General features: G+C 47.0%; 7 protein-coding genes. 6 read left to right on the top strand and 1 reads right to left on the bottom strand.

The window, feature by feature from the left end; genetic code table 11:
* Positions 1-34: 34 nt before the first annotated feature.
* Entirely contained in the window at positions 35-724 is a 690-nt protein-coding gene (locus DXD11_RS10135; RefSeq protein ID WP_015535088.1) for a hypothetical protein, read from the top strand.
* Between the two features lie 103 nt (positions 725-827).
* Here the strand turns inward: DXD11_RS10135 and DXD11_RS10140 are convergent, their stop codons facing one another.
* Entirely contained in the window at positions 828-1,310 is a 483-nt protein-coding gene (locus DXD11_RS10140; protein WP_055146811.1) for a hypothetical protein, read from the bottom strand.
* A gap of 119 nt (positions 1,311-1,429) precedes the next feature.
* Between DXD11_RS10140 and DXD11_RS10145 the strand changes: the two genes are divergently transcribed.
* The 5 genes from DXD11_RS10145 to DXD11_RS10165 all read left to right on the top strand — a co-directional run bounded on the left by DXD11_RS10145 (position 1,430) and on the right by DXD11_RS10165 (position 12,827).
* The gene (locus DXD11_RS10145; RefSeq protein WP_118758328.1) at positions 1,430-5,134 is read left to right on the top strand and encodes a PD-(D/E)XK nuclease family protein; all 3,705 of its coding nucleotides are present in this window, start codon (positions 1,430-1,432) and stop codon (positions 5,132-5,134) included.
* 4 nt (positions 5,135-5,138) lie between these two features.
* Positions 5,139-8,981 carry a helicase-exonuclease AddAB subunit AddA gene (addA, locus tag DXD11_RS10150; RefSeq protein WP_118758338.1) on the top strand — a complete coding sequence of 1,281 codons (3,843 nt, stop codon included), beginning with the start codon at positions 5,139-5,141 and terminating at the stop codon, positions 8,979-8,981.
* 68 nt (positions 8,982-9,049) lie between these two features.
* Positions 9,050-9,775: an ABC transporter ATP-binding protein gene (locus DXD11_RS10155; protein ID WP_022216895.1), complete on the top strand. Its 726-nt coding sequence runs from the start codon at positions 9,050-9,052 to the stop codon at positions 9,773-9,775.
* The gene (locus DXD11_RS10160; protein WP_118758329.1) at positions 9,762-11,432 is read left to right on the top strand and encodes a hypothetical protein; all 1,671 of its coding nucleotides are present in this window, start codon (positions 9,762-9,764) and stop codon (positions 11,430-11,432) included. Before DXD11_RS10155 ends, DXD11_RS10160 begins: the two co-directional genes overlap by 14 nt.
* 15 nt (positions 11,433-11,447) lie before the next feature.
* Complete coding sequence (locus tag DXD11_RS10165; RefSeq protein WP_022216893.1) at positions 11,448-12,827, top strand: aminopeptidase; 1,380 nt, start codon at positions 11,448-11,450, stop codon at positions 12,825-12,827.
* Positions 12,828-12,837: the final 10 nt, after the last annotated feature.

The raw sequence follows: 12,837 nt of genomic DNA on the forward strand, positions 1-12,837 counted from the left end.
TCAGTTATATGTGATAGAAAAGGAGACTATTATTATGGAAGATATACAGTCAGTTGTAACAATAAAGGAGCTCTACAGCCTGGATCAGACCATGGCAAAGCCTCTTCTTGAGAAGCTTACCTATCCATGGGAGGCGCTTCCACTTATCAAGGATTTTGTGCTTGAGCTTGGAAAGAGCCTGGACAAGGATGAGTACAATGAGGTGGATGAGCATGTGTGGATCCACAAGAGCTGTAAGGTGTATGGAACAGCAACCATCCTTGGACCGACAATCATAGGTGCAGGCACAGAGGTTCGCCCGGGTGCGTTCATCAGAGGAAGCGTACTGGTCGGAGAGAATTGTGTGATAGGTAATTCAACAGAGCTCAAGAATGTCATCATATTCAACAACGTTCAGGTTCCTCATTACAACTATGTGGGAGATTCAGTCCTCGGCTTCAAGTCACATATGGGTGCCGGAAGCATCACGTCCAATGTGAAGTCTGACAAGACTCTGGTTCACGTTAAGGGAAATGTGGACGGACAGAGCTTTGACATTGCAACAGGACTTAAGAAGTTTGGTGCAATGCTCGGAGATAATGTTGAGGTTGGCTGCAACAGCGTCCTCAATCCTGGAACCGTAATAGGAAGATTCAGCAACATCTATCCTGTATCAAGAGTCAGGGGATATGTGCCGGGAGGCAGTATTTTCAAGGATAAGGATAACATAGTTGCAAAGCAGTAACGACCGTATAAACGGTGGGATAAATAAAGGACATATGACCGTATATAATACAAGATATATACGGTCATATGTCCTTTTGTTTTGGCAGAAAGCACCGTGACAGCTAGTTGATCACGGCATCCTTCAGGGCATTTCGTATGGAATCTATGATAAGTCTGGTAGTGTATGTGCTGTCTCCGGAAGGTGTTATATCGTCCACGGAAGATATGTAGTGAAGCTGAGTATTGATATCCTCGAGTGCCGTTTCAAGAAGTGGGTACATGGTGGTCACAGTCTCATCCACCTGTTTGAATGACACATCTGTGATGTAGTCCTCATCCACAGTGACCATGACGGACAGAGTGTTTTCTCCCAGAACAAGGGAAGATGAGTATGTCCCCGGTGTGTAATGTATCTCGTCGAGCTTAGGAGACGGATCAGTCTGGGCTGAGGTTGCGATGCTCCTGGCTGAACCACTGGTGTCATCTGAATCTTTGCCGCGGAACATGGTGATAAGTATAATGACAAATACGATCACAAGTGCCAGCAGTATGGCGGTGTATATGAGTTCTTTTGATTTTAATACGATAAGTTTAGTTGATGACATTATTTGCTCTCCCTGTTTTTTATATATTTTATTCACAAGAGAGCGATTTTATGAGAAAATTATTAGCAGATGAAAAAACAGCATAGATAACAGTATATTGAGGTGTAAGGAGAATACAGATGGCAATACAGTTTGTACTGGGACCCGCCGGTTCAGGAAAAACAGAATATGTGATAAAGAAGCTGATAGAGGAGTCGATGGCTCACGGAGACCTGAATTATTTGTACGTGGTTCCAGAGCAGTTCTCCATGGAGGCGCAGAGAGATATAGTGACCATGCATCCGAGGCATGGAACAATGAACATAGATGCCATAGGCTTCAACAGGCTTGCGTACCGGGTATTCGATGAGCTGTCAGTGAATCCGGGAAGGGTTCTGGAGGACTTTGGAAAGAGCATGCTCATCAAGAAGATACTTATAGAGTCACAGGACGAGCTCCTTGTTTATGGAAGCTATATCAACAAGATGGGTTTTATAGATGAGATGAAATCCATGATGTCTGAGCTGTTCCAGTATGCGGTTGACAGGGATTCGATCGACGCAGTCATGGACAAGCTGGATAAGGACAGTCTGGTATACAGAAAAATGCATGACATCAGGCTTATATATAAGAGATTTGAGGAGTACAACAGGGATGGCAGCTATATAGTTGCGGAGCAGCTCATTGAATTGCTGGCTGAATGCGTGGACAGGTCGGATATGCTGGCACACAGCCATCTGTATCTTGACGGATTCACAGGATTTACACCGGTACAGATGGATCTTATCAGGAAGCTCATGACACGCGTTGAGAGCATGATATTTGTATTTACGATAGATGCGTCGCAGATAGGCTTCACAAAGCCGAAGGAGTACGAGCTGTTCAGACTCACCAAGGAGACTGTGCAGGCGCTTGTGAGAATGGCGGGTGATGAGCAGGTGGACATACTGGATAATGTCGTTATGTGTCAGGATCGCAGACCGTACAGATTCGAGAAAAGCAAGGAGCTTGCCGGACTTGAGGCCAATCTGTTCAGATACCCCCATGGCAGAGTCACAGGCGATGACGGAGACATACATGTGGTCGCTGTGGACAGGGCGGCAGACGAGGCTGAGTATATAGCGGGAAGAATACGAGAGCTTGTCAGGGACAAGGGATACCGTTATAAGGATATAGCCGTGGTTGCGGGTGATCTGCAGGATGTGGCAAGGTATTACCGTCAGGCGATGGAGGAATACGAAATCCCTGTGTTCATAGATGCAAATATATCTCTTAAGGGAGATCCGTGCTCAGACACCATAAGGGCTTTCCTCGGTGTGATGACGGAGAACTTCTCATTTGACAGCGTGTTCAGACTGTTAAAGTCAGGAATGACCGGTGTGGATCAGGACGACATTGAGAGGATGGAGAACTATGTGCTTCTCAGGAATCTCAGGGGTTACAGGAGCTGGACGAAGGAGATAACCGATGACAGGAATCCTGACTATGCGGCAGACATGGAGTCTATAAGAGCCCAGATCATGGAGCTTTTCCCGGACAAATGTATCGATGTGTGGAAGCCGGCAAGCCCTGGCTCTAAGAACACAGTGAGAACATATACGGAATCTCTTTACAGCTTCCTTGCGCAGCTTGATGTGTGCGGTAAGCTTGAGGCTCATAAGAAAGTGCTGTATGAGCAGGAGAGATGGGATGAGGGAGATGCATACGGAAGGATATTTGACAAGGTTGTTGCCCTGTTTGAGAAGATGGAGGCTATAATCGGCGATGAGAAGCTTACCGTAAAAGAATATGCGGGAATCCTGGATGCAGGCATAGCGGATATGGAGATCGGTATAGTGCCTCCGACTATAGACCGCGTGGTGGTCGGCGATATGACGAGATCAAGGCTCAACCATATAAAGGTGCTGTTCATGGCGGGAGTGAACGAAGGCATAATTCCGAAACCGGCCAAGAAGGGCAGGATACTCTCCGGTGCAGACCGCCAGAGTCTTGAGGACTACGGTATAGAGCTGGCTCCATCAGATAAGACAAATGCGTATATAGAACAGTTCTATATATACACCACGCTCACCAAGGCGTCGGATATGATCTATGTGCTGTGCCGAAAGATCGGAGAGGATCTCAAGTCCATGAAGCCGTCATACCTGATAGACAGGATAAAGAATATATTCCCGGATATACGGACGGAGGAGTATGATGTGGACGGTCAGATGCCGGAGACTGCGGCGGGAGCGCTCAGATACATCATCAGACATTCTGATGACGTTGAAGCAGGGGAGACGCTGGACGCTGTCAGAAAACTGCTTTCGAAGATGGGATATGGCAGACAGCTCAGATCGATCAATTTCGGGCAGAATTATGTTAACTCGTCAAAAAATCTGTCTCCAGATACTGTACGCCTTATATATGGAGAGAATCTGGTGGAGAGTGTGTCCAAGCTTGAGCGGTATGCTGAGTGCCAGTTCAAGTATTTCCTGACATACGGACTTTCGCTCAGAGAGAGGGAGACATACAGGATAGGCGCTGCAAATGTTGGTAATATACTTCACAGAACCATGGAGAAGATATTCTCATTTGTCAGGATGTTCAGGGACAACGACTGGGTACATCTGGACGAGGCGGAGCTGGAACAGAAGGCGGTGGAATTTGCAAATGAATCTGCGGAGGATGAAGCCGGGCTGTACTTTGAGGATTCTTCAAGAGCGGCATACATGAAAAAGCTTCTGGCGGATGTTGCGTCGAGGACAGCCAGGACGCTCCGCACATTTATCAGATGTGGGGAGATGGACCCGGAGAATTTTGAGCGGCGGTTCAACACATCGGAAAATGCAGACAACATAGACAGATATATATTCAATCTTCCAAATGGACTCACGATGAGCCTCAAGGGAGTTATAGACAGAATAGATGAATTTACGGATGACAGGGATGCTTATTTCAAGATCATAGATTACAAGTCATCTGATAAGAAGCTGGATATAGACAAGGTGCTCGGAGGACTCCAGATGCAGCTCGTGACATACGGCGCCATAGCCTGCGAGCTTGAAAAGCGCAGGATGGCACAGCTTGGAAGACCTGGTGGTATACATGTGGGCGGACTTCTGTATTATACCTTTGACAATCCGGCATGTGACGTGACGGCAATGGGAGATAAGATCAGATACACCGATGACGGCATGGGATTTGCGGCCGATGACGAGGTGTTCGGGGGAGTGCTTGTGGACACCTTCGAGAAGAAGATACTTGAGGAGTCCAGATATTCAGGCCTGTACAATGGAGATAACAGGGCGCTGAAGGTCATGGACAACAGCTCAGCGACACTCAAGAACGGACAGAGCCTTGAGGAGACTCTTATAACAGATCTCATGGAGGCGAACCGCAGGAACATAGAGAGGCTTGCCGGCAGTATAGCCGAGGGAAGCATCGAGATAAATCCGGTCAATGAGGGCAAGGCAAATGCGTGCAAATACTGTGATTTTAAGGGCATATGTGCATTTGACAGCAAGTATTCAGGCAATTCATACTCCAGGATCTATAGGGGCGAGGCGGAAAATTACAACCGCAAAGCTGAGGATATAAAGAATATCAAGACTGAATACAAGAAGGTCAGGGGCGATATGGAGAAGGCCGTTAAGTCATGTGACAGCGCCCGGAAAAAGTATGAGGATGCAAAGAAGAAGGTAGATGACCGCGGCGATAAGGCAACACAGAAGATGAGGGATACTCTCGAGAGCACCGGCAGGAAGCTTGCGGAGGAGAGGGTGCATCTTGAGGAGCTGAGGGAACTGTCTGAACAGATAGTGAAGAGAGCTGCTGAGTTCGATATAGAGATAAGTGAGGAATGATGACATGGGAAAAGATATGAAGACTGACAATGGAATAAAGTGGACAGACCAGCAGGCGCATGTCATCGACACAAGGCATGGCAATCTTCTTGTATCTGCAGCGGCGGGGTCAGGTAAGACGGCGGTGCTCGTGGAGCGTATCATAGAGATGGTGGCCGGAAGAAATTCGCGTGGTGACAGAATAGAGGGAAGCGAGCCGGTATCTGTGGATGAGCTTCTTGTCGTTACATTTACAAATGCGGCAGCGGCCCAGATGAAGGAGAAGATAGGACAGGCACTGCAGAAAAAGATAGATGAGATGATGGCGAAGGGCGAATATGACGAGCATCTTATAAAGCAGATGACATTGATCAACCATGCTGACATCTGCACCATAGACAGCTTTTGCCTTAGGATAGTGAAGGAATACTTTGCGAGGGTGGAGCTCGACTGTGCATTTGGCATAGCGGACGACACGGAGATGAAGATCATAAAGCACGACGTGATGGATCAGGTCATGGAGATGTGCTATGAGGATGAATCGGTCGTGCCCGGTTTCGACAGGCTGATAATGACGTTTGCGAGAAATGAGAGTGACAGTGCCGTGCCGGATATCGTTGAGAGGATAATAAAGGTTATATCCAGCTATCCGGAGCCGAAGAAATGGCTTGCGCAGGCGGCGGATGCCATGAAATTTGCCGTGGATACATCATCCACTGAGGAGGAGAAGAGAAGAGAAGTCATGGGGCTTCCGATGGTCAGAACATTTGCGGACAGGGTGTACATGATGCTCAGAACTGCGGATGATATGGTCAGGGAGTGCCAGAAATATGCAACGGAGGCGTATGGCCTTGAGGCGTACGGACTCCGTGTGGATAAGGATGTTGAGCTGATAACACACATGCTCAGAAGCTGTGGCGGGGAAGACGACCTGCATGTTGACCTGTTTGAACTCAGAGATATATACAGATCGTCATTGAGACCGGAGGGACTCAAGATGGAGAAGGATGCCCAGGGCCGGAGTATATGCTATGCATTTGACAGATTTGTGAACCCGGGCGGTGGAGCTGACCCGGAGAAGAAGGAATTTGTCAAATCAAGGCGGGATGTGTATAAGTCGATCATAGACGACATAGTTTCGGTCGTCCTGGATGTGGATGACATTCTGAGGCAGGCAGCCATGACTGAGCCAGTGATATCATCACTTTTGAAGCTCACTGAGCTTTATATGGATGAGCTGATGAAGGTCAAGATGGACAAGAATATGTTCGAGTTCCACGACATAGAGGAGTTCGCGTTCAGGATACTTTGCGATGGAATAGAGGATGACAGGGCTGTCCCTTCAGAGATTGGAAAGGAAGTCTCAAGGCGGTACAGGGAGATACTTATAGATGAGTATCAGGACAGTAACTTTCTGCAGGAATATATTCTGGCAAGTGTGTCGGGACACGGTGAGGATATCCACAACACATTCATGGTCGGCGATGTTAAGCAGAGCATATACAGATTCAGAATGGCGAGACCGGATCTGTTCATAGAGAAGTATGACAGCTACCGCAGGCTGGGTGATGCTGACATAGCGGACCCGGACATAGATGGCAACAGCATACTGCTGACCAGAAACTTTCGAAGTGAGATAAATGTGTTAAAGACGGTGAACTCAATATTTGCCCAGCTCATGAGGCGAGAGATAGGAGACATAGAGTACGATGAGGGCGCAAAGCTCAATTCCAGATTTGCCATAAGTGACGGAGAAGGGATGACGGAGCCGGATGACGTGGATCATGGCCCTGTATCAGAGTTCATACTCATAGACAACAATATGAGAGAAGCGGATGTATCTGAGGAGTATGGCAATCCTGAGGTTGAGGCGAATTATATCGCCGGTAAGATACGTGATATTGTTGACGGAAGTGAACCTCTGTATGTTGGAAGTGGTGCTGACAGGAGACCTGTCAGATATAAGGATATCGTCATACTGCTTAGAAGTGTGTCCACAGCATCCACCATATTTGACAGGGTATTTCAGGAGAAGGGCATACCTCTGTATATTGAGAGTGAGAGTGGCTACTTTGATGCTGCTGAGATACGGACACTGGTCAGCATGCTCTCCATAGTTGATAACAGCTACGTGGATTACGACCTGGCTGCTGTCTTAAGGTCGCCACTGGTGGGCCTTGATGAGGAGGAGCTTGCGGTTATAGTGGGTGAATACCGCAGCAGATACGAGAAGAACGGCACGGACTGGAACGCCAGACTTTATGACAAGGTCATAGATTATATGGACACCCATGTGGGCGAGAAAAAACACGCTGTGGACAGACTGTGGGAATTCCTCCGCATGCTTGACTATCTCAAGAAGAATAAAAATTATATGTCCATAAGCGACATAATAAGATACGTGCTGGACACCACCGGATTTTACTGGTTTGTCGGTGCCAGACCGATGGGAAGAAGACGCCAGGCGAATATCGACATGCTCATCAAGAAGGCGGATGATTTCGAGGAGAACAGCAAGGGCGTGTTCAACTTCATCCGATATGTTGATGAGCTCAAGACAAATGATCTGGATTTTGCAGAGGCTGATGTGGTCAGTGAGAATGAGGACGTCGTCCGAGTCATGACCATGCACAAGAGCAAGGGACTGGAGTTCCCTGTTGTATTTGTGTCTGGGCTCGGCAAGGAGTTTAATCTGATGGACACCAGATCAAATGTGCTTGTCCACCAGGATCATTATCTGGCGTGCGACCAGGTCGACCTCAGAACAAGAGCCAGAAGAATGACATTTTTCAAGCGGATAATGAGTAAGAATATCGTTGCGGAGACCTATGCCGAGGAGATGAGAGTACTGTATGTGGCGTTAACCAGGGCAAAGGAAAAGTTGTACATGACCGGGTGCGTGAAGGATGCAGATAAATTCAAGGCAGCCTGTGATATGTATATAATCGGAGACAGGATGAATTATGCATCTATCATGAAAGCAAATGGCTATGCCGCCTGGATATATACCGCGCTCAGGTATGTGGGAGAGTGCGATCATGTGAAGAGCATCGAGGTGGAGGCCGACAGCTTTATGTCTTCTGAGACTGATCAGGATGAAGCAGAAAATATGACAGTGGAAGCCTCTGAAGCGAAGCTCGACAAAGAACTGTATGACCATGTGAAGAACGGACTGGAATTCAGGTATGGCTACAGACATTCGGGGCTTAAGAGTAAGATGTCCATAACCGAGATAAAAAGACTTCAGGCGCACGGTGAGGATGCCATTACACCGGATATCCTAACCAGCAGGGAGTACAGTGCCAGAAGTGAGGTCCCAATCCCAGCATTCATGAGTGAGGAGAGGATAGTCCATGGAAATGAGATAGGAAACATTTATCACAAGATCATGGAGCTTGCAGACTTCTCAGGGAAAACTATTGCGGATGCGGAGAAGGATGTCGACAGAGTGTTTGAGCTTGGGTTATTTGATGAGCTGTACAGAGAGCGGATAAGACCAAAGAAGATATATAAGATGATACACAGTGAGATAGGACAGCGCATGGCGGCTGCGGGCAAGTCGGACAGACTGTACCGTGAGAGACAGTTCTACATGATGATGGAGCCCGGAGAAATAATGAGCTCACTTAAGGACTGCGGAGACGAGACGATAGTTGTACAGGGAATCATAGATGCCTACTTCGAGGAGGATGGCGGCATAGTTCTTCTGGATTACAAGACAGACAGCGTGAATGATGCGTCGGAGCTGGTTAAGAGATACCATGTCCAGCTCGACAAATACGCCGATGTGCTTGAACAGCTCACCGGCATGAAGGTTAAGGAGAAGGTCATATATTCATTCTGTCTTGATACAACGGTAAACTTGTAAACCGTACGCTGAATTGATATAATAAGACCGGGTATGCAAAAACGATATAGTGATGAAAGGACATGCGCATGATAATAGCGGAGAATCTTAAGAAGGTGTATGGCGGAGACATTGTATCAGTTGATGATCTCAGTTTCCATATACACAAGGGTGAGATAGTAGGATTTGTTGGACAGAATGGTGCGGGTAAGACAACTACCATCAAGATGCTGACAGGTATACTTATGCCGACGGAGGGCAGAGTAAAGATAAATGGTTTCGATATGAGAGAAAAGCCAATGGAGGCCAAGCAGTCCATGGGTTATATAGCCGACAATCCTGATATATTTCTCAGACTTACGGGACTTGAGTATGTCAATTTCATCGCTGATATATATGGAGTATCGACCACCGAGAGAAAGCAGAGGATAGAGCAGATGGCTGAGCGCTTTGGTATGGAGGACAGCCTGAACAGACAGATGGTCAGCTATTCCCACGGTATGCGCCAGAAGATGATGGTCATAGCTGCGCTTGTGCACAATCCACCTGTATGGATACTCGACGAGCCTATGACGGGACTTGATCCGAATGCGGCATATGAGCTCAAGAAGATGATGCGTGAACATGCCGACGCAGGAAACTGTGTATTCTTTTCAACACATGTTCTCGAGGTTGCAGAGAAGCTCTGCGACAAGATAATCATGATAAGAAAGGGAAAGGATATATACCAGGGAACTCTGGATGAGCTTGAGACACAGCACAGGAACAAATCTCTTGAAGAGATATTTGTGGAGATGACGCATGAAGAATTTTAGGATATTGCTCAGTATGATAAGCAGGAATAATGATATGGAGATGCCGGAGCACGGGGACAAGGCAAAGGCATATAAGGTCATGGGAATCATCGCCATGTGCTGTATCATGATCCCGTGCTGTATTGTTGTGGGATTTATAGTTTACATAATGACTGCCGCACTCATGGAGGCGGGAGGCTGTACAGAGGGACTCAACCTCGTTATCCAGCTCATGTCGGTGTTCGGCGTTATATTCAGTATAATGGTCATATTCAATCTGCTTTATTTTTCATCTGATCTTGATCATTTACTGCCGCTGCCTGTGAAACCGGCAGAGCTTGTGGCCGCCAAGTTTACACACGCATATTTTGCCGAGAGCGTCATGGAGTTTATGGTTCTCTTCTGTGGATTTATCGGTTACTTTGTAGCCGCAGAGATAAAGCCGGTATCCGTGATAACCTCATTACTTGGAGTATTTTTACTTCCGGTTCTGCCGCTGGTGTACTGTGGTATATTTGCACTGATAGTCATGGCGTTTTTCAGCAGACTCAAACTGCTCAGAAATGTGGACTTCATGGTGGGACTTGCGGTTGTAGTGTTTGCAGGCCTTTTCATATGGTCATTTGCACAGATGGACTCTGTGAATATAAATAATTACATAGACAGTCTTAAAAATGGTGACAATATATTCATAAAGGTAATGAACAATATATTTTTCACGGTTCCGCTGTTCCTGAAGGCATTGGGCAGTAACAACATCGTGTATATGTTGCTCTTTGTGCTTGTGAACGCTTCCTGTGTGGCACTTCTGTTTTTCCTTGGAAATCTGCTGTACCTCAGGGGCGTATACCTTGTGTCATCCACCGGAAGGTCGGGACGCCGCCAGAAGGATGTTGTCGGGCTGCAGAACTTTGCCATAAAGACACCGTTCAGATCATATATGGCAAAGGAGATAAAGACACTGGTGAGGACTCCGGCATACAGGAAGTATTGCGTTGTGGTCAACCTGATATGGCCGATACTCGTTGTGGCATTGTTCAATATACCTGCAACTGCGGATTCGATCAGGGCATTCAGAGACACATTTGGAAGAGGGCTTTTCCTGGCTGACATGGTCATGCTGGTTGCGGTCATCGCCCTGGCATTCTTTGCAACAGCGATGAACAGTATCGCATCCACGGCGTTCACCAGAGAGGGAAGCCATATATCATTTATAAAGCACATCCCGATGACATATGATCTCCAGATCCGCGCAAAGGTCTGGGTTAGCATGCTGTTCAGCGGAGTTACGATCGCGGTTACCACGGTTATCCTCTGCATATATATGGAGTGTAGTGTTATAGACAGTGTGTATTATGTTGTGCTGGGAATCCTCGGCTCGGGCATTTGCACATACACAGGTGTGCTTCTCGATTCAACACATCCGAAGCTTGACTGGGAGGATGAATACGGTGCGCTCAGAGGCAATCTGAATGCATTCTTTAATATGGCTATTGCAATTGTTATAGCAATTGTTTTGTGTGTGGCAGGATATCTTGTTTTCAAGTTTACAATGATCCCGTCATATGCAGTATATATTATTTTCTTTATAATAATGGGAGCTATACTCGTTATCCTGCGCAGTATTACTATGCGCAGGAGTGCGTGGAATATAGACACTGATGTGTACAGTTATTAACAGGAGGCAATGAAAATGGCACAGAAAAATGCGTGGAACAAATACAAGAAGGATGAGATAAAGGAGCTGGAGAGCCTGTGTAAGGACTACAGGGAATTCCTTGACAATGGCAAGACAGAGAGAGAATGCGTTAAAGAGATCGTCAGACAGGCAGAGGATCACGGCTACAGAGATCTGAAGAAGATCATTAAGAACAAGGAGAGCCTTGCAGCTGGAGATAAAGTGTATGCCGTGTGGATGAACAAGACGGTCGCCATGTTCAATATAGGAAAGAAGAAGCTTGAGAAGGGCATGAACATACTCGGTGCACACATTGATTCCCCTCGAATGGATGTGAAGCAGAATCCGCTTTATGAGAAGGGCGGATTTGCATATCTCGACACTCACTATTACGGCGGAATCAAGAAGTATCAGTGGGTAACACTCCCACTTGCCATACACGGTGTTGTTGCAAAGACAAATGGTGACGTTATGACAGTGAACATAGGAGAGGACAAGAATGATCCGGTATTCTGTGTTACAGATCTTCTCATACATCTCTCTCAGGAGCAGCTCAAGAAGAGAGCGGATTCAGTGATAGAGGGAGAGCAGCTTGACATACTGTTTGCAAGCAGACCGCTTGAGGGCAAGGAGAAGGAGGCTGTAAAGGAAGCTGTACTTGCGCTCCTTGAGAAGAAGTACGATATGAAGGAGGAGGATTTCCTCTCAGCAGAGCTCGAGATCGTTCCTGCAGGAAAGGCAAGGAACTGCGGTATAGACGAGAGTATGATCATGGCATATGGCCAGGACGACAGAGTGTGTGCATACACATCCCTTGTCGCCATGCTTGAGGCTGACGATCCGGAGAAGACGACCTGCTGTCTGCTCACTGACAAGGAGGAGATAGGAAGTGTTGGAGCAACAGGAATGCAGTCACACTTCTTTGAGAATACTGTAGCTGAGATCATGAACGCCATGGGTGGCTTCTCAGAGATCTCACTCAGAAGATGTCTTGCATCGTCAAGGATGCTGTCATCGGATGTATCTGCGGGCTTTGATCCTACATTTGAGTCAGCATTTGACAAGAAGAATGCGGCTATCTTCGGTGAAGGAATGGTATTTAACAAGTTCACAGGATCAAGAGGAAAGTCAGGATCAAATGACGCAAATGCAGAATACATGGCGGCTATAAGAAAGATCATGGATGATGCGGAGATCACATACCAGACAGCCGAGCTCGGCAAGGTAGATGTCGGTGGCGGCGGAACCATCGCATATATACTTTCACTGTATGGTATGGAGGTAATAGACTGTGGCGTGGCTGTACTCAACATGCATGCACCATGGGAAGTGACATCCAAGGCAGATATATATGAGACCAAGAAAGGATATGTTGCATTCCTCAAAGAGGCGTAGGAGCGGACAT

The organism is Coprococcus sp. TF11-13 (assembly GCF_003481085.1).
In the GTDB taxonomy this organism is placed as follows: Bacteria; Bacillota; Clostridia; order Lachnospirales; family Lachnospiraceae; genus Coprococcus; species Coprococcus aceti.

Coding starts and splice junctions, on each gene's coding strand:
- DXD11_RS10145 (WP_118758328.1), top strand. CDS start 1,430: ATGGCAATACAGTTTGTACTGGGACCCGCCGGTTCAGGAAAAACAGAA.
- addA (WP_118758338.1), top strand. CDS start 5,139: ATGGGAAAAGATATGAAGACTGACAATGGAATAAAGTGGACAGACCAG.
- DXD11_RS10160 (WP_118758329.1), top strand. CDS start 9,762: ATGAAGAATTTTAGGATATTGCTCAGTATGATAAGCAGGAATAATGAT.
- DXD11_RS10140 (WP_055146811.1), bottom strand. CDS start 1,310: ATGTCATCAACTAAACTTATCGTATTAAAATCAAAAGAACTCATATAC.
- DXD11_RS10135 (WP_015535088.1), top strand. CDS start 35: ATGGAAGATATACAGTCAGTTGTAACAATAAAGGAGCTCTACAGCCTG.
- DXD11_RS10155 (WP_022216895.1), top strand. CDS start 9,050: ATGATAATAGCGGAGAATCTTAAGAAGGTGTATGGCGGAGACATTGTA.
- DXD11_RS10165 (WP_022216893.1), top strand. CDS start 11,448: ATGGCACAGAAAAATGCGTGGAACAAATACAAGAAGGATGAGATAAAG.